This is a genomic window from Streptomyces sp. NPDC006235 (assembly GCF_040613735.1).
Classification (GTDB): Bacteria; Actinomycetota; Actinomycetes; order Streptomycetales; family Streptomycetaceae; genus Streptomyces.
In genome coordinates, this window is record NZ_JBEXSR010000004.1 from 89,933 (window position 1) to 111,110 (window position 21,178).

The 21,178-nt window shown below is 73.2% G+C and carries 19 protein-coding genes and 1 pseudogene; 10 read left to right on the top strand and 10 right to left on the bottom strand.

The window, feature by feature from the left end:
• The first annotated feature begins 627 nt into the window (after window positions 1-627).
• The 6 genes from ABZ192_RS06475 (at window position 628) to ABZ192_RS06500 (ending at window position 6,324) form a co-directional block, all read left to right on the top strand.
• Window positions 628-2,094, top strand: coding sequence for a Y4yA family PLP-dependent enzyme (locus ABZ192_RS06475; protein WP_356923393.1), 1,467 nt, complete (start codon window positions 628-630; stop codon window positions 2,092-2,094).
• A complete protein-coding gene (locus ABZ192_RS06480) occupies window positions 2,091-3,410 on the top strand; it encodes a pyridoxal-phosphate dependent enzyme (protein ID WP_356923394.1) in 1,320 nt (439 codons plus the stop codon). Before ABZ192_RS06475 ends, ABZ192_RS06480 begins: the two co-directional genes overlap by 4 nt.
• 5 nt (window positions 3,411-3,415) lie before the next feature.
• Window positions 3,416-4,612, top strand: coding sequence for an aminotransferase class V-fold PLP-dependent enzyme (locus ABZ192_RS06485; RefSeq protein WP_356923395.1), 1,197 nt, complete (start codon window positions 3,416-3,418; stop codon window positions 4,610-4,612).
• Between the two features lie 113 nt (window positions 4,613-4,725).
• Window positions 4,726-5,490 (top strand): class I SAM-dependent methyltransferase, encoded by a 765-nt coding sequence (locus tag ABZ192_RS06490; RefSeq protein WP_356923396.1) that lies wholly within the window; start codon window positions 4,726-4,728, stop codon window positions 5,488-5,490.
• A 150-nt stretch (window positions 5,491-5,640) separates the two neighbouring features.
• Window positions 5,641-5,940, top strand: coding sequence for a hypothetical protein (locus ABZ192_RS06495; RefSeq protein WP_356923397.1), 300 nt, complete (start codon window positions 5,641-5,643; stop codon window positions 5,938-5,940).
• A 72-nt stretch (window positions 5,941-6,012) separates the two neighbouring features.
• Window positions 6,013-6,324: a metalloregulator ArsR/SmtB family transcription factor gene (locus tag ABZ192_RS06500; RefSeq protein WP_356923398.1), complete on the top strand. Its 312-nt coding sequence runs from the start codon at window positions 6,013-6,015 to the stop codon at window positions 6,322-6,324.
• Between the two features lie 6 nt (window positions 6,325-6,330).
• Here the strand turns inward: ABZ192_RS06500 and ABZ192_RS06505 are convergent, their stop codons facing one another.
• The 6 genes and pseudogenes from ABZ192_RS06505 to ABZ192_RS06530 all read right to left on the bottom strand — a co-directional run.
• Window positions 6,331-6,984 carry an ATP-binding cassette domain-containing protein gene (locus ABZ192_RS06505; RefSeq protein ID WP_356923399.1) on the bottom strand — a complete coding sequence of 218 codons (654 nt, stop codon included), beginning with the start codon at window positions 6,982-6,984 and terminating at the stop codon, window positions 6,331-6,333.
• Window positions 6,977-7,981 carry an ABC transporter ATP-binding protein gene (locus ABZ192_RS06510; protein ID WP_356923400.1) on the bottom strand — a complete coding sequence of 335 codons (1,005 nt, stop codon included), beginning with the start codon at window positions 7,979-7,981 and terminating at the stop codon, window positions 6,977-6,979. The genes ABZ192_RS06505 and ABZ192_RS06510 overlap by 8 nt, the downstream gene beginning before the upstream one ends.
• A 416-nt stretch (window positions 7,982-8,397) precedes the next feature.
• Window positions 8,398-9,297, bottom strand: coding sequence for an ABC transporter permease (locus ABZ192_RS06515; protein WP_356923401.1), 900 nt, complete (start codon window positions 9,295-9,297; stop codon window positions 8,398-8,400).
• Complete coding sequence (locus ABZ192_RS06520; RefSeq protein WP_356923596.1) at window positions 9,287-10,255, bottom strand: ABC transporter permease; 969 nt, start codon at window positions 10,253-10,255, stop codon at window positions 9,287-9,289. The genes ABZ192_RS06515 and ABZ192_RS06520 overlap by 11 nt, the downstream gene beginning before the upstream one ends.
• 20 nt (window positions 10,256-10,275) lie before the next feature.
• Window positions 10,276-11,868, bottom strand: coding sequence for an ABC transporter substrate-binding protein (locus ABZ192_RS06525; RefSeq protein ID WP_356923402.1), 1,593 nt, complete (start codon window positions 11,866-11,868; stop codon window positions 10,276-10,278).
• A 113-nt stretch (window positions 11,869-11,981) separates the two neighbouring features.
• Window positions 11,982-12,223 (bottom strand): annotated as a pseudogene (locus tag ABZ192_RS06530) (DUF6299 family protein); the annotation flags it as partial.
• Window positions 12,224-12,510: 287 nt separating this feature from the next.
• Here ABZ192_RS06530 and ABZ192_RS06535 point away from each other — a divergent pair.
• The gene (locus ABZ192_RS06535; protein WP_356923403.1) at window positions 12,511-12,705 is read left to right on the top strand and encodes a DUF5999 family protein; all 195 of its coding nucleotides are present in this window, start codon (window positions 12,511-12,513) and stop codon (window positions 12,703-12,705) included.
• Window positions 12,706-12,723: 18 nt separating this feature from the next.
• Here the strand turns inward: ABZ192_RS06535 and ABZ192_RS06540 are convergent, their stop codons facing one another.
• Together ABZ192_RS06540 and ABZ192_RS06545 are read right to left on the bottom strand one after the other, a co-directional pair.
• On the bottom strand, window positions 12,724-13,122 hold the full coding sequence (locus ABZ192_RS06540; protein ID WP_356923404.1) for a RidA family protein: 399 nt from the start codon (window positions 13,120-13,122) through the stop codon (window positions 12,724-12,726).
• Window positions 13,119-14,639, bottom strand: a complete 1,521-nt coding sequence (locus ABZ192_RS06545) for an acyl-CoA dehydrogenase family protein (protein WP_356923405.1) — start codon at window positions 14,637-14,639, stop codon at window positions 13,119-13,121. Before ABZ192_RS06545 ends, ABZ192_RS06540 begins: the two co-directional genes overlap by 4 nt.
• Before the next feature lie 128 nt (window positions 14,640-14,767).
• Here ABZ192_RS06545 and ABZ192_RS06550 point away from each other — a divergent pair, with 128 nt between their 5' ends.
• Window positions 14,768-16,414 (top strand): AMP-binding protein, encoded by a 1,647-nt coding sequence (locus ABZ192_RS06550; RefSeq protein WP_356923406.1) that lies wholly within the window; start codon window positions 14,768-14,770, stop codon window positions 16,412-16,414.
• 1 nt (window position 16,415) lies between these two features.
• Entirely contained in the window at window positions 16,416-17,243 is an 828-nt protein-coding gene (locus tag ABZ192_RS06555) for a PaaX family transcriptional regulator C-terminal domain-containing protein (RefSeq protein ID WP_356923407.1), read from the top strand.
• On the opposite strand, the gene ABZ192_RS06560 is transcribed toward ABZ192_RS06555, so the two are convergent.
• Window positions 17,227-19,584, bottom strand: a complete 2,358-nt coding sequence (locus tag ABZ192_RS06560; RefSeq protein WP_356923408.1) for a bifunctional salicylyl-CoA 5-hydroxylase/oxidoreductase — start codon at window positions 19,582-19,584, stop codon at window positions 17,227-17,229. The genes ABZ192_RS06555 and ABZ192_RS06560 overlap by 17 nt on opposite strands.
• Window positions 19,569-20,396, bottom strand: coding sequence for an enoyl-CoA hydratase family protein (locus ABZ192_RS06565; RefSeq protein WP_356923409.1), 828 nt, complete (start codon window positions 20,394-20,396; stop codon window positions 19,569-19,571). The genes ABZ192_RS06560 and ABZ192_RS06565 overlap by 16 nt, the downstream gene beginning before the upstream one ends.
• A gap of 310 nt (window positions 20,397-20,706) precedes the next feature.
• On the opposite strand from ABZ192_RS06565, the gene ABZ192_RS06570 reads away from it, so the two are divergent.
• Complete coding sequence (locus tag ABZ192_RS06570) at window positions 20,707-21,174, top strand: ATP-binding protein (protein ID WP_356923410.1); 468 nt, start codon at window positions 20,707-20,709, stop codon at window positions 21,172-21,174.
• Window positions 21,175-21,178 lie beyond the last annotated feature (4 nt).

Consider the following 21,178-nt stretch of genomic DNA (forward strand, 5'->3'; position numbering starts at 1 on the left):
CCGGTAGACCTCGGCGAATGCGCCCTCGCCCAGCCTGCGGTCCACGACGAGCGCCGAGTTGGTCCGCTGCCCCTGCCGGAGCAGGGCGCTGCCCACGCCCGTCGCCGTGTCCTGCGTGCGGTCGAGCACGGGGCTCACGCACCTTCCCCACCGGTGAAACCACCCGCGACGTCGCCGGTCCACTGCGCCCCGTCCGCCGGTGCGGCGGCGCGGGACGCCAGGGTAGGAAGGCCCTGCCGGGACCCCTCCCGGACTGCCGGGGCCGGCGTGGGCAGGGGGCGTACGCCCCGTTCCGGCACGCGAACTCGTCCGGCCCGGACCCCTGGTGGGGGGGCCGCGGGCAGCCCCCCACTCCGCGTCGTGGCGGAGGGCCGCCGCATCGGCCGAACGGCCCCGACCCACCGGCCCGACCTGCGAAGTCCCGGCCGAACGGCGGATGCCTCGGCCTCGCGCCCGGCGCGCGCCGCCCGGCCAAACCGTGATCCGCTTCACACCGGCGCGGGGACAGGCCCGGGCCTTACAGGGCGTAAAGCGACCGAAGAATGGATATGGGCTATACGGCGAAACGCGGGGAGTGTCGGACGTGCCCGGATGCCGGGCGTAGCCGCTACAGGGGAGGGAGCGCGCATGGACGGCCGGCCCTTGTATCTCGAACCCCGACTGGAACCACGGCTCGGGTCGCTCCTGACGGCGACGGGGACACTGCACTCGCTCACCGACGCGCTCGGCTCACCCCTGCACGTCGTGGTGCCGGACCAGGTCGCCGAGAACCTGGAGCGGTTCCGCGCCGTGTACCGCGGGCACCACCTGTCCGGCCAGGTCTACTACGCCCACAAGGCGAACCGGTCCAGCGCGCTGCTGCGCCGGCTGGCCGCCACGGACGCGGGCGTGGACGTCGCGTCGCTGGGCGAGTTGCAGCACGCGCTGGGGGCCGGTTTCACACCCGACCGGATCATGGCCACGGGTCCGAAGAACCCCGAGTTCCTGTGGCTCGCGGCCCGTACGGGCGTCACGGTCGGCGTCGACGGCGTCGCCGAACTGGATCAGCTCGCCGCACTGGTGCGGGGGCACGCGCTCGTTCCGGTGCGGGTGCTGCTGCGGCTGTCGGGCTTCGAGACGTCGGGGGTGAAGATGCTGAGCCGGCGCAGCCGGTTCGGCACGCCCGTACGGGAGTTGGATCCCCTGCTGAAGGCGGTCGAGCGGCACGGCGACGCGGTCGAGCCGACGGGCGTGGCCTACCACCTGGACACCACGAGCGTCGCGGAGAAGGCGACCGCCCTCGAAGGTTCCCTCGCGGCCCTGGAAGCGTGCCGGAGCCGGGGGCTGCGGCCCCGGGCCGTGGACATCGGGGGCGGGTTCGGCGTCAGTTACCTGGCCGAGCGGGAGCAGTGGGAGGCGTACACGAGCGCGCTCACGGCCGCTGTCCTGGGCCGCCGCCCGCCGCTGACCTGGGGCGGGCACGGCTACGGGCTGCGCAACGAAGCGGGCACCCTGCGCGGCGCGCTCGGCCTCTACCCCGCCCACCGGTCCGTCGCCGGCGCGGCCTATCTCGACGAACTGCTGGCGCAGCCCGCCGCCTCGCTGGGCGGCCACCCGCTGGCCTCCCTGCTGCTGGAGCACCTGTACGACCTGCACAGCGAGCCCGGCCGGGCGCTGCTGGACCAGTGCGGGCTGACGCTGGCCAGGGTGCTGGAGGTCCGCTCCCAGGAGGCGGACGGCGCACTGCTCGTACGGCTGGCCGCGAAGGCGGACGACATCGCCCTGGAGGACCACGGAGTACTGATGGACCCGGTCGTCATCCCCAGAAGCGGAGCCGGGCCGGGCGAGGGGCCCGTCGCCGTGCACCTCTTCGGCGGCCTGTGCCTGGAGACCGATCTGATCACGCGGCGCACGGTGTTCCTGCCGCGCCGTCCGGCCCCCGGCGACCTGCTGGCCTTCGCCAACACCGCCGGCTACGCCATGGACTTCCACGCCACCCGCGCCCAGCACCAGCCCGCCGCCCGCAAGGTCGCCGCCTGGCAGGACGGCGACGCCTGGCGCTGGTGCCTGGACGAGCAGTTCTGGCCGATCACGCCCTCGGGGGGAGCTCAGTGAGGTACGACAGCATCACCGATGCGATAGGCAACACCCCTCTGGTACGGATCGACCCGGCCGTGCACGGCCTGCGCAACATCGACCTGTTCGCGAAGCTGGAGATGCTCAACCCCTTCGGCTCGGTCAAGGACCGGGCGGCCTGGAACATGGCCCGTCCGCTGCTGACCGAGGCGGTCGAACAGGGCAGCCAGGTCGTGGAGTTGTCCAGCGGCAACACGGCGAAGGCACTGGCGGTCCTGGCGGGCATGCACGGCCTCGGTTTCAAGAGCGTCACCAACCGGATGCGGGTGCCGGAGATCAAGGACCTCCTGCTGCTGCTCGGCGCTCAGATCGAGGAGCTGCCGGGGCAGAGCGAGTGCCTGGACCCGACCGCGACGGACGATCCGCTGACCCTCTTCCACCGCACGCTGTCCGCCTCCGGCAGCGCCTACCTCCACACGGACCAGTACTTCAACCCGCGCAACACCGAGGCGCATCTCACCGGCACCGGCCCCGAGATCGTCAAGGACCTGGACGGCCGGGTGCCGGACTGGTTCGTCGCGTGTGTGGGCACGGCCGGTTCCTCCACGGGCGTGGCCCGCGCCCTGCGGGAGGAGGACCCCTCGGTGCGGGTGGTCGGGCTGGTCGCGGCCAAGTCCGACTTCATCCCCGGGATCCGCACCATCGACGAGGTGCAGGAGGTCGGCCTGTTCGACCCGGAGACGTACGACACGATGGAGTCGGTCAGCTCCGACGAGGCGATCGAGGGGATGCTGACCCTGAACCGCCGCTGCGGCATCCTGGGCGGACCCACCGGCGGCGCCGCCTACCACGGGGCCGTCCGTCATCTGCGCGCCGTCGACGAGGAGTTGACCGAGCGCCGGACGGCGGTGTTCATCGTCTGCGACCGCGTGGAGAGCTATCTGAGCTACGTCCGGCAGCGGCGGCCCGACCTGCTGGGCCGGCCGCCCCGGAAGAACTCGCCGGCCGATCTCACCGAGGCGGAGGTCGGCGGGGCGCCGTCGGTCACGGTGGCCGAGGCCCGGCGGTGGATCGACTCCGAGGGACCGCTCGTGGTCGACCTGCGCAGCCCGTACGCGTACGCGGCGCTGCACATCGACGGGTCGGTCAACATCGTCGACGAGATGTTCGCCGAACTCCTCCAGGGCGGACTGCCGTTCAGCCGGAGCCGTCCGGTGCTGCTGGCGTGCCCGGTGGGCGAGCAGTCCGCCCGGTACGCGGCGCTGCTGACCCGGATGGGCCATCCCGACGTGCGCAGCCTGGCCGGCGGCATCATCGCCTGGCGGGACGCGGGCGCGCCCCTGGTGCGGGACTGACCGCCATGACCGCACCCGCGATCCGCGAGGATCTGCGCCCGTGGCAGCAGGCGCTGCGCGCCCAGTTCCCCATCGTCACCGGCCACCCGGAGCTGGCGTACCTGGACAGCGCGGCGACGGCGCAGAAGCCGCAGGCCGTGCTGGACGCCGTGCAGAGGTACCTCACCACCAGCAACGCCAACGCGGCACGCGGCACCTACACATGGGCCAACCGGACGACGGAGCTGGTCGAGCGCACCCGCGAGCGCGTCGCCCGGTTCCTGGGAGACCGGCAACCGGAGCGCTCCGCCGTCCACTTCACGAGCGGCACGACGGAGGGGCTGCGCACGATCGCCCGCGACTGGCTGCCGGGGTTCCTGCGCGACGGTGACGAGATCGTCGTACCGGATGCCGACCACCAGGCCAACATCGCGCCGTGGCGGGAGGTCCAGCGGCTGCTCGCCCGCGAGGGCACGCACGTCCGAGTGGTGCCGATGCCGTATCAGAGCGGCTCCGGGGACTACGACCACCGCGCGCTGGCCGAACGGGCCGGGCCGCGCACGCGGTTCGTCGCCACGACCCATGTGCACCATGTCTACGGCGGCGACATGAACGTGCAGCGGATCCGCCGGGCGGTCGGCCCGGACGCGGTGATCTGCCTGGACGCGGCGCAGAGCGTGGGGCATCTGCCGGTGTCCGTGGCCGAGTTGGACGTCGACTTCGTCGTCTTCTCCGGGCACAAGGCGCTGGCCCTGCCCGGGTCCGGGGCGGTGTGGGCCCGGCAGGAGCGCGGCCCGGCGTTCACGCCCGGCGGGTGGAGCGGCACGCCGAACACGGTCGGGATCGCCTCGCTCGAAGCGGCCCTGGACTGGCTGGACGCCGCCGGTGTGGAGCGCGTCGAGGAGTGGACGGTCGCCCTGGCGGCCCGGCTCACCGAGGGGCTGCGCCATCTGGACGCCTACGAGATCCTCGGCTGCCCGCTGAGCCTGGCCGCCGACTCGACCGTGCAGCGGCGCCAGGGCATCGTCACCCTGCGGCACCGCGCCATCGACTCGGGCGATCTGGGGTTCATCCTCTTCAGCCACGGTTTCATGGTCCGCTCGGACCACCACTGCCAGGGCGACGCGGGCGAGAAGACCGGTTCGGTCCGGGTGAGTCTGCATGTGTACAACACCGTTGAGGAGATCGACCGACTGCTGTCCGTCCTGGCTTCACTCCAGTGACTCCCCCGACCAGGCGTAGGCGACTCCCCCAACTAGGCGTAATGGGAACCGTTTCCACCTGTAGGCTCGGACCGGCAAGGATCAGGTGCGAGACGGCAAGGTGGCGCGACCGGATGGGGCTGAGTCTGGCGACGGCGGAGCGATGGGTGGAGCGCTGGGAGCTCCAGCAGCGGCGGTACGCGGTGGACCGCGAGGAGCGGTTCACGGTGATCGCCGATGTCGTCGAGCACGTGACGGCCGGGCAGGACTCCCGGCCCCTCGTCGTCGACCTGGGCTGCGGGCCCGGCTCCCTGGCGGCCCGGCTGGTGCGGCGGCTGCCGGACGCGGAGATCGTCGCCGTGGACCGGGATCCCGTGCTGCTGGAGCTGGGCCGGACCCACCACCCGGACGCGGCCCGCTACGTCGACGCCGAGATCGGCGCACCCGGCTGGACCTGGGCCCTGGACCTGGACCGGCCCCTGGACGCGGCCGTCTCCACGACGGCCCTGCACTACCTCGACCGCGACACCCTGCTGCGCGTCTACCGGCAGCTCGCCGCGCTGCTGCGGCCCGGCGGTGTCCTGGTCAACGGCGACCATCTCCCCCAGGACGACACGGGCCCGGCCGGGATCGCCGCACACGTCGGGCGGTGCCGGGCGGACCGGCAGCGGGTGTTCGCGCACGAGGACTGGGGCTCCTGGTGGGCCGCCGTCGCCGACGACCCCGAGCTGGCGGACCTGCTCGCCGAGCGCCGCCGCCGCGAGGCGCCCGCGGGCACCGGCCGCCCCGCCGAACTGCCCCTCTCCGCCCATCTGGAGCTGCTGCGGCAGGCGGGCTTCGCCACGGCGGGCCCGGTCTGGCAGTACGGCGACAGCTGCGTGGTCGTCGCGGTTCGCTGACCCGGGCGTCACCCCTGCGCCACCCCCCGGCTGGCGGGCGGCGCCGGCCGCCCGGACAATACATGCAGGAATCGCTATATGTTAATGTCGCCATGACAGCCCCGGCCGGAGCGCCGTGGGCAGCACGAGCACACGCGAGGAGCCACCCCCATGACCACCGCCGAACACCTCACCCACGACAACCACGCGCACACCCACGGCGACGACTGCGGCCACGTCGCCTTCCCGCACGGCGACCACACGGACTACGCCCACGACGGCCACATCCACCGGATGCACGAGGACCACGTCGACGAGTGCGCGAACGGCGGCCACGCGGTGCACCAGAACCACGACCACCAGCACGGCGACAACTGCGGCCACATGGCCGTGCGGCACGACGACCACACCGACTACGTGCACGACGGTCACCGGCACGCCGCCCACGAGGGACACTGGGACGACCACTGAGGCACCTGCCCGGCACGACCGAGGCACCTGGCCGACATACTGGAAATCGTTGTCATATGCTAATGTGTGCATATGACAACGACGCCCTCTCCTCCGACGGACGAGCCGGACCAGACCCTGCAGGTGGCGAGCGAGCTGCTGCGCGCGCTGGCCTCGCCCGTACGGCTGGGGATCGTGCGCGAACTGTCCGGCGGCGGCAAGTACGTCCATGAGCTGGTGACCGCGCTGGGCGTGAGCCAGCCGCTGGTCTCCCAGCATCTGCGGGTGCTGCGCACGTCCCGGATCGTCAGCGCCCGGCGTCAGGCCCGCGAGACGCGGTACACCCTCACCGACGACCATGTGGCGCACATCGTGCTGGACGCCATCCGGCACGCACAGGAATAGCGCGTTTCAGGCCAGGCTCTCCCAGTGGACCGTGCGGTCGCACCAGCGGCCGAGCAGCGTGCGGTCGTGGCCGACGGCCAGCAGGGCGGCGCCGGTCGCGGCGCGGTAGTCCTCGACGGCCGCGACCAGGGCGGCGGCGGTGGAGGCGTCGAGCATGGCGGTCATCTCGTCGCACACCAGCAGGCGGGGGCGCAGCACCAGGGCGCGGGCGAGGCAGGCGCGTTGCAGCTGGCCGTCGCTGACCTCGTGCGGCCGCCGGGTCAGCAGGTCCGGGGTGAGGCCGACGGCGGGCGCCAGCTCCGCGATCCTCTCGGGGATGTCCTCGCCGCGGCCGGTGGCGCGCAGGGGTTCGGCGATCAGATCGGTGAGCGGCAGCCGGGGGTCGGCGGAGAGCCGCGCCTGCTGGAGCACGACCCCGAAGGACGTGCGCAGGGCGCGCGGGGCGCGGTGGCGCCAGTTCCGTACGGGTGTGCCGTCGAGGAGGAGGGTGCCCGAGTCGGGCCGGTGCAGCAGTGCCGCGACGCGCGCCAGGGTCGACTTGCCGCAGCCGCTCGGGCCGAGCAGGCCGACGGCCTCGCCCGGTGCCACGGTCAGGGAGACGCCCCGGAACACCGGCGCGTTCCTGGTGTATCCGGCGGTGATGGAGCGCAGTTCAAGCACGGACGTCCTCCCGAACGTACGGGTGGTGACAGGCGACCGCGCCTGCCGGCGGCGGCGCGGCGCAGGTGTCGGTGGCCCGGTCGCAGCGGGCGGCGAAGGCGCAGCCCTCGGGCAGGTCACCGAGTTCGGGCGGCATGCCGGGGATGGGCGTGAAGGCACGGTCGGGGAGGGCCTGGAGCAGGCCGCGGCTGTAGGGGTGGCGGGGGCCGGGCGAGCCGAAGAAGTCGGCGGCGTCGGCCAGTTCGACGATCCGGCCCGCGTACATCACGGCGACCCGGTCGGCGATGCGTTCGGCGGCGGCCAGGTCGTGGGTGATCATCAGCAGCGCCCGTCCGGCTCCGTTCGCCTGCCCCGGTTCGTCGACGTGCCGCCGCAGTTCGTCGACCGTACGGTCCACCAGGTCGCGGTCGAGTCCGGTGGTCGGTTCGTCGGCGAGCAGCAGGGGCGCGTCGCCGACGAGGGCGAGGGCGGTGGCGGCTCGCTGGGCGAGGCCGCCGGACAGCTCGTGGGGGTGGCGGTCGAGGTGGTCGGCCGGGAACGCGGCCCGTTCGGCGGCGGCCTCGGCGGCGGCACGCAGGGCGGCGCGTCCCCGGGTCGCGGTCAGCGCGGCGACCGTCTCCTCCAGTTGGGAGCGGACCGTGCGCACGGGTGTGAGATGAGCGGCCGGGCTCTGCGGCACGAGTCCGACCAGCCGGCCGCGCACGGTACGGGCGAGGGTCCGCTCGTCGGCGCTGAGCAGGTCCAGGTCGCCGAGAAGGGCCGACCCGGCGGTCTGCGCGTTACCGGGGAGCAGTCCCAGCAGGGCGGACGCCAGCACGGACTTGCCGCAGCCGCTCTCCCCGATCAGAGCCAGGCACTCCCCCGCCGCCACGTCGAATCGGGCTCCGGTCACGGCGGCGACCCGTCGCCCGCCCGGCATCAGGAACCGCACGGACAGCCCGCGCACCGACAGCACGGGATCGCCTCCGGCGGTCCCAGCCCCACCCGCGGCGCTCATCCCGGCGCCGGGGGCGACCGCGCGCCCGACTCCAGCGGGCCTGGGAATGCGGCGGGCCGACGCGGGGTCACCGTCCGGCGCGGGGTCACCTACGTCCGCCCCGGGGTCATCTCGGGGCGGCTCGGGGTCATCTCTGGTCGGTACAGGCTCATCTCCGGCCGACGCGGGATCACCTCCGTCCGCCCTGGGGTCACCTCCGGGCGGCGCGGCCTCATCTCCGGGCGGCGCGGCCTCATCTCCGGCCGGCACAGGGCCGGCTCCGGCCAGTACAGGATCGCCCGCACTCGGCACGGGAGCCCCTCCGGTCGGCAGGGGAGCCCCTGGGGGCGGCGCGGCACCGCTGCCGCCCGGCCCAGGGCCGCCTCGACCCGGCACGGGCACGGGACCGCCAGCCGGCACAGGCCCAACTCCGCTGCTCACAGCATCAGCTCCGATCGGTGTCGGGGGTTGATCCGCTCCCGCCACGCGCCGGCGAGTCCGGCGATGGCGAGGGTCGGGACGATGAGGAAGAGGCCCGGGAAGAGGGTCGGCCACCACTGGCCGGCGAGGAGGGAGCCGCGGGCGGTCTGGATCAGGGAGCCGAGGCTCGCCGTGTGCGTGGGCAGGCCGAGGCCGAGGAACGACAGCGCCGACTCGTGCCACATGGCGTGCGGCACCATCAGTACGGCGGCGAGGGCGGCTTGGGGAACGACCGCGGGCAGCAGGTGCCGTACCGTCACCCGCCATCGCGACGCCCCGCCGGAGACCGCGGCGTCGACGTACGGCCTCGAGCGCAGGGACAGCACCTCGGCCCGGACGATGCGCGCGGTGGACAGCCAGTGGGTGAGCGCGACCGAGATCACGACCGGCCAGACGCCGGGGCGGAACATGGCGACGATGAAGATGCCGAGCAGCAGATGCGGCACGGACGAGAACGCGTCGACCACCCGCATCAGCGCACGGTCGGCCCAGCCGCCCAGCGCACCGGCCGTCGCTCCCACGGCCGTGCCGACCACGGTCGCCGTCAGCGCCGCCGCCACTCCGACGAGCAGCGAGACGCGCAGCCCGTAGACACAGCGCAGCAGCAGGTCGCGGCCGACGTCGTCCGTGCCGAAGGGGTGGGCCCAGGACGGCGGTTCCAGCTTGGCGGCCAGGTCGACGGCCTGCTGGTCGAGCTGGACCAGCGGCGGCACGAGCAGCACGGCGAGCACAGTCGCGGCCACCAGCACGGCCGAGGTCCGCACGCGCAGGGCGCGGGTGGAGCGGCGCTTCGGGCCGTGCGACCGCCACTCGGTCCCGGCCGGGGAACCGGCGGACGCCGGTGCGTCACATGTCACTGAGCTTCACCCTCGGGTCGAACAGTCCGTAGAGCAGGTCGGCGAGCAGGTTGCCGGCGAGCACGGCGGCGGTGGCCAGGGTCGTCAGGGCGGCGAGCAGCGGGAAGTCGACGGCGGTGGCCGCCTCGACGGTGGCGGACGCGATGCCCGGCCAGCTGAAGACGCTCTCTACCAGCAGCGCCCCGGTGATGAGTTCGGGCACGCGGGAGCCGATGAGAGTGAACACCGGCAGCAGTCCGGAGCGCAGGGCGTGCCCGAGCAGGACGGTGCGTTCGCTCAGGCCGCGGGCGCGAGCGCCGCGTACGTGGTCCTCCGCCAGGGCGTCGCCGACGCCCTGGCGGACGTAGAGCGTGAACCACGGCAGTTGGGAGACCGCGAGGACACCGGCGGGCAGCACCAGGTGGCTCGCGACCTGTCCGGGCGTGACCTGTTCGCTGCCGGTGTCGGTCAGGCCGCCCGCCGGGAGGACGTCCCATTGCAGGGCGAACAGCCAGACGGCGAGCAGCGCGATCCAGAAGACCGGGGCCGCCTCCAGGGTGTACGCGAGGGACGTGACGGTCCGGTCGACGGCCGAGCCGGGGCGGCGGGCGGCGAGCACGCCGAGGAGCGTGCCGACCAGCACGGCGGCGGCGAAGGCGACCGCGCAGAGCAGCGCGGACCACACGAGGCGTTCGCCGATCACCTGGGCGACCGGCTGCCGCAGCACGCCGGAGTGGCCGAGGTCGCCGGTGAGCGCGGAGGTCAGCCAGTGCCACCAGCGGGCGGCGAAGGGCTCGTCGGCGCCGAGGTTCTCGCGCAGCCGGTCCAGCGTCTGCTGGTCGGCGCCGAGGGCGGCGGTGCCGGCGTAGGCCTTGACGGGGTCGAAGGGGGAGGCGGCGGCGATGGCGAACACACCGAAGGTGACGACGAGCAGGACGGGGACGGCGAACAGCGCCCGCCGCCCCGCCAGCCGGGCCATCGCTCCCCAGGGCGGGCGGGTCACTTCTTCGGCTGCCAGTCCTCGATGTTCCACCAGGGGCCGCTGGCGAAGCCGTGCTCGTGCGGCTCCAGCTGGGTGCTCAGGCCGTCCCAGCGGTCGGCGAGGACGTAGAGGTGGTCGATGTGGGTGAGGAAGGTGTAGCCGGGGTCCTGCACGAGGGCGCGCTGGAGCTTGTCGTAGGCGGCCTTGCGCTCGGCCGGGTCCTGGCTGCGGCGGCCGTTGTCGAGGGCGCGGTCCACGGCCGGGTTGTCGTAGTGGGCCATGTTGTTGAAGCCGTCGCCGGCCAAGGAGGAGTGCAGCAGGGTGTAGAGGCCGAAGTCGGGGTCGCCGGTGCTGCCGAAGCCCGCGAGAACCGCGTCGTCCTTCATCCGCGGCTCGATGACCTCCCAGGTGGCGCTCTCGGCCCGCACGTCGATGCCTGCCTTCTTGGCGTCGGAGGCGTAGGCGAGGGCGTGGTCCTGGCGGACCTTGTCGCCGGAGGGGTAGAGCAGGGTGAAGGACGCGCGCCTGCCGTCCTTGGCGCGGATGCCGTCCTCGCCGGGCTTCCAGCCGGCCTCGTCCAGGATCTTCGCGGCCTTGCCGAGGTCCTGGGGGCGTTCGATGTCCTTCGTGAAGGCGGGGTCGTCGGCGGGCAGCGGCCCGTACGCCGGGCGGCCCGCGCCGTCGAGGATCTTGCCGACCATGGCCTCGCGGTCCACGGCGGCGTCGAGGGCCCGGCGGATCGCGCGGTCGCCGGTGACCTTGTTCGCGGTGGGGAGGGTGACGGCCCGGAAGTCGTAGGAACGGGCCTGGTAGGTGCGCTTGCCGTCGTCACTCTTGAACGTGGCGGCGAGGTTCGGCGGGAGGACCGCACCGTCGAGGTCGCCGGAGCGCAGCCGGGTGGCGCGTACGTTGTCGTCGCCGATGATCGCCATGGTGAAGGTCTTCACCTTCGGCTCGCCGCCCCAGTAGCGGGGGTTGGCCTTGAAGGTGAGCTTCTCGCCCTGGCTCCAGTTCGCCAGGACGTACGGGCCGGTACCGACCGGCTTCGTGTTGAAGGAGCCGGTGTTGGGGTCCTGCTCGCCCGCGACGTGCTCGGGGACGATGGGCAGGACCGTGCGGGCGGCGAAGGGGGCGTAGGGGTACTTGAGCGTGAAGACGACCTTGTCGTCGCCGCTCGCCCGGACCTCCTTCACGGCGTCCAGCTCGCTCTTGAAGGTGTTGTTGGTCTTCGGGTCGCGGGCGGTGCGGTACGTGTAGACGACGTCGTCGGCCGTGAGCGGTTCGCCGTCGCTGAACTCGACCCCGTCGCGCAGGGTGTAGGTGTAGGTGCGGCCGCCGTCGGTGACCTCGGGCAGCGCGGCCGCCAGGGCGGGCTTCAGCTTCAGGTCGGCGTCGCGGGCGAGGAGCCCGTCGAAGATCTTGGAGTTTCCGTCCTTGCCGTAGCCGAGCAGCGGGCTGAGGGTGTCCGGCTCGGAGGCCACCCCGATGACGACGGAGCCGGCGGACGTGCCGTCGCCCTGGCGGCCGCCGCTGCTGGGGGCCGAGCAGGCGGTGACCGCCGTGGCCAGCGCCGCCATGACGGCGGCCCCTCGTATCCGACGGGTCGACATGTGACCTCACCCCGTTGTTGCTGTAGTCAGGTTCTTGCATAGACCTCGCAATTAAACAGTCAAGAAGGGCCGTCGCGCACCACCGCGACGAGGGGAGCCCAGGTCACCGGACAGCGGTGCAGGGCGCCGTCGCACACGGCCCGGGTGCCGCCGATGCCGTATCGGGTCGTCGAGACGCCCTGGCTCACGGAGGAGCTGGCGAAGACCGGGCCGCTGGAGCTCTGGCAGCGGTAGGCGCCGGAGAGGGTGACGGTGCCGTCGGCGGCGATCCGGCCCACCGGGTCGACCGTCACGGCTCGTACGGGGTGGGCGCGGCGGTGGCGGGCGTCGCGGCGGTGCCGGTGAGCAGGAGCAGCGCGGCACCGGCCGCCGCGCCGAGAAGGGGACGTAGACGCCTGGGGGAAACTCCCGAAAGGAGTGGAATTACGGCTTCCACTCGTACCGGGCCTCCGGCCCGGCACCCATGACCCTCACCCCCCTCGGTGGCGAGTCCGCACCGGGCGTCGTGGAACCGTCCGGGGAATGTCCGGGGCCTGTCACGCTTCGCGCCGCGCCGTTCCGATGAGTTCCGAACGGGAGGATGGTCTGTCCGTAAGAGCCGTACGAACCGTTCGGATGGCCCTACCGACGTGGAGGTGCGCCATGTGTGCCCACCAGCCCCTGTGCCCCGCGACCGACTCCCCCGCCGCGCACGTCGTTGCCGCCCACCCCGAGCAGGGGTGGAGCCTGCTGTGCGACGGGGCGATCGTCTTCGACGACACCGGTGAACTGCTGCCGGACGGACGCGTGCTGGAACCCCGCCGGGTGGCGGTGCAGCGGCTGACCGTCGCGGCCTGACCGGAAGGCCGCCCCGCCCTACGGCAGTACCGCGAAGCCGTCCAGTTCCACCAGCGCCTCCTCGTCCCACAGCCGGACGACCTCGACGACGGCCATGGCCGGGTAGTCGCGCCCGGCCCGTTCGCGCCACAGGCGGCCCAGTTCACGCGCGTGCGCGCGGTACGCCTCGACGTCCGTGGCGTAGACGGTGACGCGGGCGAGGTCCGACGGGGTGCCGCCGGCCGCCGCGAGGGCGGACAGCAGGTTGGTGAGGGCCTTCTCGAACTGTTCCGGCAGGGTCGCGCCGACCACTTTGCCGTCGCCGTCGAGGGCGGTCTGCCCCGCCAGGAACACCACCCGCGAGCCGGAGGCGACGACGGCGTGCGAGAAGCCGGCCGGCGGGGACAGCTCGGGCGGGTTGACGCGCTCGGTGGTCACTCGGCCCCCTTCTGGGCGTACAACTCCTTGGCGATGATGCCGCGTTGCACCTCGCTGGCGCCCTCGTAGATGCGAGGGGCGCGCACCTCCCGGTAGAGGTGTTCGAGCAGGTGGCCGCGTTGCAGCGCGCGGGCGCCGTGCAACTGGACGGCCGTGTCGACGACGTACTGCGCGGTCTCGGTGGCGAGCAGTTTCGCCATGGCGGAGCGCCGGGGGACGTCCGGGGCGTCCTCGTCGTACGCCGCGGCCGCCGCGTAGACCATCAGCCGGGCCGCCTCCGTGCGCAGGGCCATCTCGGCGACCTGGTGGGAGACGGCCTGGAGGTCCCTCAGCTTGCCGCCGAAGGCGTCCCGCCCGGCGGTGTGCGCGAGGGTCGCGTCGAGGGCCGCCTGCGCCATGCCGACCGCGAAGGCGCCGACGCTGGGGCGGAACAGGTTGAGCGTCCCCATGGCGACCCGAAACCCCCGGTCCACCTCGCCGAGCACGTCGTCGGCCGTCACCGGCACGGCGTCGAAGTCGAGGGCACCGATGGGATGCGGGGAGAGCATGTCGAGCCCGGCACCGGTCAGGCCCGGACGGTCGGCCGGCACGAGAAAGGCCGTGACGCCGCGCGCCCCCGCCCCCGGGGTGGTCCGGGCGAAGACGGTGTAGAAGTCGGCCTCGGGCGCGTTGGAGATCCAGCACTTCGCACCGGTGAGACGCCAGCGGGCGGAGCCGTCGGGGTCGGCGGCGAGTTCGGCCGGAGCCGGTGCGCCCTGGACCGAGCGCCCGGACCCCGGAGATCCGCCGGCAGGGGCCCGCGCGCCCCGGGCACTGCCGTCGGGTGCCGCCGGACCCGGTGAGCCACCGCCACCGGCCCGGGACCCTTGAGCACCATCGGGCCCGGCCTGCTCCCGAGCACCGTCGGACGCGGCCCGCCCCCGGGAACCACCGTCGGCCGCCGCCCGAGCGTTCCCGCCGGAGGCCACCGCACCGCCGGAAGGCGCCCCGCCCGCGAACCCGCCGTCGACCACCACCCCAGCACTGCCACCGGAGACCGAACAGCACCGTGAGCCGGCACCGGACGCCTCTCCCGGTGCACCACCGCCGGCAGCCACCCCCGGTGAGCCGTCCCGCTCCGCGCGCAAGTCCAGTGCCGCCGCGTCCGACCCCGCCCCCGGCTCGCTCAGCGCGAACGCCGCCACCGCGCTGCCGTCGGCCACGCGAGGGAGCCAGCGGGCGCGTTGGGTCTGCGTGCCGTGGGCGTGGACCGGGTGGGCGCCCAGGCCCTGGAGGGCCAGGGCCGTTTCGGCTTCCGTACAGGCGTAGGCGAGGGACTCGCGCATCAGGCACAGGTCGAGCGCGCCGGAGGTGAAGAGGCGGCCGAGCAGTCCGAGGCCGCCGAGCTCGGTGAGCAGAGCCCGGTTCACCCGGCCCGGTTCACCCTTCTCGGCCAGCGGGCGCAGCCGCTGCGCGGCGAGGGCGCGCAGCTCGGCACACCAGGCGAGTTGTGCCGGTTCGAGCGAGAATGCGGTCATCGCCGGTCCCTTCTCCGCCACCCCTGCCTCCCGGCCGGGCCACTCCGAGGCTATCGCGGACCGTTGACTGTCGTCACCAACACGATACGCTCCTGGGGCGAGCCCACCACGCCAAGGGGGCGAATCGTATGAATCCACGGGGTACGGCCCACGTCGACACCTTCGCCCGTGACCATCTGCCACCCCCGGACCAATGGCCCGAGCTCCGTTTCGACCTGCCGGAGCTGCGCTACCCCGAACGGCTCAACTGCGCCGCCGAACTGCTCAGCGGCCCGCCCGGCGACCGCCCGGCGTTCCTCACCCCGGCCGGAGAGGCGTGGACGTACGCCGATCTGCGCGCCCGCGTCGACCGCATCGCCCACCTGCTCACCGGCGAACTCGGCGTCGTCCCCGGCAACCGCGTGCTGCTGCGCGGCCCCACCACACCGTGGCTGGCGGCCTGCTGGCTGGCCGTGCTGAAGGCGGGGGCCGTCGCGGTCACCGCGCTCGCCCAGCAGCGCCCGCACGAACTGAGCACGATGTGCGAGATCGCCCGGGTCCGGCACGCGCTGTGCGACATCCGGTCCGTCGACGACCTCGCCAAGGCCGAGATCCCGGACCTGCGGATCACGGTCTACGGCGGTGACGCCCCGGACGACCTCCTCAACCGCCCGGCACCCGGCACCCCGTACGAGGCCGTCGACACGGCGGCCGACGACATCGCGCTGATCGCCTTCACCTCCGGCACCACCGGCCGTCCCAAGGGCTGCATGCACCTCCACCGAGACGTCCTGGCCATCGCCGACACCTTCTCCCGGCACGTGCTGCGGCCGCGCGCCGACGACGTGTTCACGGGCAGCCCCCCACTCGGCTTCACCTTCGGCCTCGGGGGGCTGGTGGTCTTCCCGCTGCGGGCCGGGGCGAGTGCCCTGCTGCTCGAACAGGCCGGTCCGAAGCAGTTGCTGCCGGCCATCGCCCGGCACCGGGTGTCCGTGCTGTTCACGGCCCCGACGGCGTACCGCGCGATGCTCGACGAGCTCGACGGGCACGACGTCTCGTCCCTGCGCCGCTGCGTCTCGGCGGGCGAGAACCTGCCGGCGGCCACCTGGGAGACCTGGCACGAACGCACCGGCCTGCGTCTGATCAACGGCATCGGCGCCACCGAGCTGCTGCACATCTTCATCTCCGCCGCCGACGAACGGATCAGGCCCGGCACGACGGGCGTTCCCGTGCCGGGCTGGCAGGCGCGCGTGCAGGACGAGCACGGCGAGCCGGTGCCCGACGGGGAGCCGGGGCTGCTCGCGGTGCGCGGACCGGTCGGCTGCCGCTACCTCGCCGACCCGCGGCAGCGGGAGTACGTACGCGGCGGCTGGAACGTCACCGGGGACACCTACGTCCGCGAACCCGACGGATACTTCCGGTACGTCGCCCGCGCCGACGACATGATCATCTCGGCCGGGTACAACATCGCCGGGCCCGAGGTGGAGGAGGCGCTGCTTCGGCACCCGGACGTGGTGGAGGCGGCGGTCGTGGGACGGCCCGACGAGGCCCGCGGGCAGGTCGTGGTGGCCTTCGCCGTGCTCAAGGAGGGCGCGGAACGGGACGCCGGGGCGCTGCGCGCCTTCGTGAGGAGCGAGCTGGCGCCGTACAAGTGCCCGCGCGAGATCGTCTTCCTGGACGCGCTGCCGCGCACGGCCACCGGCAAGCTGCAGCGGTTCAGGCTGCGCGCGGGCGGGCTCCCGGACGGCGGCACCGAAGACGACCGGGAACGACCGGGAGTGACCCGAACGACCTAAGATGATCAACGTGTCCGACCAGCATGCACCACGGTCTCTCATCGTCACGCTCTACGGCGCGTACGGCCGCTTCGCGACGGGTCCCGTGCCCGTCGCCGAACTGATCCGGCTGCTCGCCGCGGTCGGGGTCGACGCCCCGTCCGTACGCTCCTCGGTGTCGCGGCTGAAGAGACGCGGACTGCTCGTGCCCGCCCGCACCGCCCAGGGCGCGGCCGGGTACGAACTGTCCCCGGACGCCCGGCAGTTGCTCGACGACGGCGACCGGCGCATCTACGCCACGGCGCCGCCCGAGGACGAGGGCTGGGTGCTCGCCGTGTTCTCCGTGCCGGAGTCGGAGCGGCAGAAGCGGCACGTGCTGCGCTCCCGGCTGGCCGGTCTCGGTTTCGGCACGGCCGCGCCGGGCGTGTGGATCGCGCCCGCGCGGCTGTACGAGGAGACCCGGCACACGCTCCAGCGGTTGCGGCTGGACGCGTACGTCGACTTCTTCCGCGGCGACCACCTCGGCTTCGCCCCGACCGCGGATGCCGTCGCCCGCTGGTGGGACCTGGCCGCCATCGCCAAGGAGCACGAGGCGTTCCTCGACCGCCACGCGCGCGTGCTGCACGACTGGGAGACGCGCGAGGACACCCCGCCGGAGGAGGCCTACCGCGACTACCTCCTCGCCCTGGACTCCTGGCGCCACCTGCCGTACACCGACCCCGGCCTGCCGTCCGAACTGCTCCCGGAGGACTGGCCGGGCACCCGGTCGGCGGCGGTGTTCCAGGGCCTGCACGAGCGGCTGCGGGACGCGGGCGCGGAGTTCGTGGGGCTGCTCAGCTCCCCAGAGTGAGGCGCGGCTTGGGCGCGTCCGTGCGGCCCGTCTGCGGGCGGCGGCTGCCCGCGCGGTACGGGGCCGGCCAGACGGCGCCGGGGCCCGTGTAGCCCTGTTCGGCCGCCGCGTGCAGCGTCCAGTGCGGGTCGTAGAGGTGGGGGCGGGCCAGGGCGCACAGGTCGGTGCGGCCCGCCAGGATCAGGGAGTTGACGTCGTCCCAGGAGGAGATCGCGCCGACCGCGATCACCGGGATGCCGGTGGAGTTGCGGATCCGGTCCGCGAACGGCGTCTGGTACGACCGCCCGAACTCGGGCCGCTCCTCCGCCACGACCTGCCCGGTCGACACGTCGATCGCGTCGGCGCCGTGCGCGGCGAAGGCCCGGGCGATCTCGACGGCGTCCTCGGCGGTGGTCCCGCCCTCGGCCCAGTCGGTGGCGGAGATCCGGACGGTCATGGGCCGCTCCCCCGGCCAGGCGTTCCGTACGGCGTCGAACACCTCCAGCGGGAAGCGGAGCCGCTTGTCCAGCGAGCCGCCGTAGGCGTCGGTACGGCGGTTGGTCAGCGGGGAGAGGAAGCCCGAGAGCAGATAGCCGTGGGCGCAGTGCAGTTCGAGCAGGTCGAATCCGGCCCGGGCGGCGCGGCAGGCGGCGGCCGCGAACTGCTCGCGAATGTCGGTGAGCTGGGCGCGGGACAGCTCGCGCGGGGTCTGGCTGAACGGCTTGTACGGCAGCGCGGACGCGGCCACGAGCGGCCAGTTGCCCTCCTCCAGGGGCTCGTCCATGCCCTCCCACATCACCTTCGTGGAGCCCTTGCGGCCGCTGTGGCCGAGCTGCACGCCGATCGCCGTGCCGGGCGCCCGCTCGTGCACGAAGTTCGTGATCCGCTTCCAGGCCTCGGCCTGCCGGCCGGTGTAGAGGCCGGCGCAGCCGGGCGTGATCCTGCCCGCCTCGCTGACACACACCATCTCGGTCATCACCAGCCCGGCCCCGCCCATGGCCCGCGCGCCCAGATGGACGAGGTGGAAGTCGCCGGGGACGCCGTCGACCGCCGAGTACATGTCCATGGGCGAGACGACGACCCGGTTGCGCAGGGTCAGTCCGCGCAGCCGGAACGGGGTGAACATCGGGGGCGTGCCGGGCGGGCAGCCGAAGTCGCGCTCCACCGCCTCGGTGAAGCGGGCGTCGCGCAGCCGCAGGTTGTCGTGGGTGACGCGGCGGCTGCGGGTGAGGAGGTTGAAGGCGAACTGGCGGGGCGGCTGGTCCAGGTACAGGGCGAGGTTCTCGAACCACTCCAGGCTGGCCCGGGCCGCGCGCTGCGTGGAGGCGACGACGGGCCGCCGCTCCGCCTCGTACGCGCTCAGGGCCTCGTCCAGGGTGTCCTGTTCCTCCAGGCAAGCGGCCAGGGCCAGGGCGTCCTCGACGGCGAGCTTGGTGCCGGAGCCGATGGAGAAGTGGGCGGTGTGGGCGGCGTCGCCGAGGAGGACGACGTTGCCGTGCGACCAGCGGTCGCTGACGACCGTGCGGAAGATCGTCCAGGCGGAGTTGTTCGACGTCAGGGGGCGGCCGCGCAGTGCCTCCGCGAAGATCTTGGCGCAGCGTTCGATCGACTCGACCTCGCCGAGCTCGTCGAAGCCGGCCGCGTGCCAGACCTCTTCGCGCATCTCGATGATCACGGTGGAGGCGTCCGGCGCGAAGGGGTAGCCGTGGAGCTGCATCACGCCGTGTTCGGTCTCGGCGATCTCGAAGCGGAAGGAGTCGAAGGGGAAGTCGGCGGCGAGCCAGATGTAGCGGCAGCGGTGGGTGGTGACGTGAGGGCGGAAGACGTCCGCGTGGGCCTCGCGGGTGCTGCTGTGGATGCCGTCCGCGGCGATGACCAGGTCGTGGGTTCGCGGGAGGTCGTGCGGGGCCTCGGTGTGGAAGCGGAGGTCGACGCCGAGTTCGCGGCAGCGGGTGTGGAGGATCTCCAGGAGGCGTTTTCTGCCGAGTGCGGCGAATCCGTGGCCGCCCGAGGTGTGCCGGACACCTCGGTGGACGATGTCGATGTCGTCCCAGCGGATGAAGTGTCTTTGGAGGGCCTCGTAGACGTGGGGGTCTGCGTGTTCTATGCCGCCGAGGGTTTCGTCGGAGAGGACGACTCCGAAGCCGAAGGTGTCGTCGGGGGCGTTGCGTTCCCAGACGGTGATGTCGCGGGTGGGGTCGAGGCGTTTGAGGAGGGCGGCGGCGTAGAGGCCGCCGGGGCCTCCGCCGATGATGGCCACGCGTAGGGGGTGGCTTGTGTTGCTGGGCGGCCGCGGGTGCGTGGGGGCTGGTCGCGCAGTTCCCCGCGCCCCTGAGGGACGTGCACTCACCGTCCGCTCCATTTCGGGGGGCGCTTTTCCGTGAATGCCGCGTGGAACTCCGCGTAGTCCTCGCCGGTCATGAGGAGGGCCTGGGTGGAGGCGTCCAGTTCCACTGATGCCGCCAGGGGCATGTCCAGTTCTGCCGTGAGGAGGGCCTTGGTCTGGGCGTACGCCAGGGCCGGGCCCTGTGCCAGGCGGTGGGCCAGTTGGTGTGCCGCCTCGTCCGTCTGGCCCTCCTCCGTCAGTTCGCTGATCAGGCCGATGCGCTCCGCCTCGGGGGCGCGAACCGGGTCGCCCAGCATCAGGAGGCGGGTGGCGTGGCCGAGGCCCACGACCCTGGGCAGGAGGTAGGCCGCGCCCATGTCGCCGCCGGAGAGGCCGACGCGGGTGAAGAGGAAGGCGAAGCGGGCCGTGGGGTCGGCCACGCGGAAGTCGGCGGCCAGGGCGAGGACCGCTCCGGCGCCGGCCGCCACGCCCTGGACCGCCGCGATCACCGGAAAGGGGCACTCCCGGAGGGCGCGGACCACCTGGCCGGTCATCCGGTTGAAGTCGAGGAGCTGGGCGGTGTCCATGGACAGCGTCGCGCCGATGATCTCGTCGACGTCACCGCCGGAACAGAAGCCGCGGCCCTCGCCGGCCAGCACCAGGGCTCGCACGGACCGCTCCCGGGACAGCTCCGCGAGCAGGTCGCGCAGATCGGCGTAGGCGCCGAAGGTGAGCGCGTTGAGCTTCTCGGGGCGGGCCAGGGTGACGGTGGCGACACCGTCGGTGAGGTCGACGCGCAGGTGCTCCCAGCTCGGGGTGCGGGCGGCGGAGCCGGTGAAGGGACTCATGACGTGCGGCCTCCTCGGGCGGGCACTGCCTCACTGAGCTCTACCCCATGAAGTTATCACTTATCCGTGACTGTCGTCATGAGTGCGCGATAGACCGTCCGGGTAGGACTTCCCTGGGGAGCCGGGCGTGACCCGGGCAGGTCACATCCGTCACAGATCGTCCACACCGGCGTAACGGCGGGAGCAGCTGTGCGCGGCACCCCGTTCACCTGGGTAAGCCGTGCGGCAAGGGGGCCGCAGGGTCCCCCGGCAGTGCCCCTCGAAGGCCACGGAAGAGTGGCCCCGTACCATTCATAAGGTTGAAAGCAGGATGTCCTGCTCCATGAACGGACCCGCCTTGTACGAACTCCCCTCAGCCCCCGCCTCCTGGCGCGTCGCACTGCCGCACACCGCCGCGGCGGTGCCCGTGGCCCGTGCCCTGGTCCGTACGGCGCTGACCGAGCTGGAGCACGGGGCGGACCGCGACACGGCGGAGCTGCTCACGGCGGAGCTGGTGGCGAACGCCGTGGAGCACACCTCCGGCGAGACGCCGATAGAGCTGGTGGTGGAGCTGATGCCGTCGGGCTGCCAGGTCGAGGTGCACGACACCGACCCGCGGCCGCCCGGCGATCTGACCTGTCCGTCCGGCGGGATGCCCGACCCCTGGCAGGAGCACGGGCGGGGTCTGCTGCTCATCCGCACCCTGAGCTCGTCGTGCGGGCACCGGCCGACCGAGTCCGGCAAGGCGGTGTGGTTCCGGCTGCCCGTGGTGCCGGCCCAGCGGCGGCCGTCGGCCTGACGCG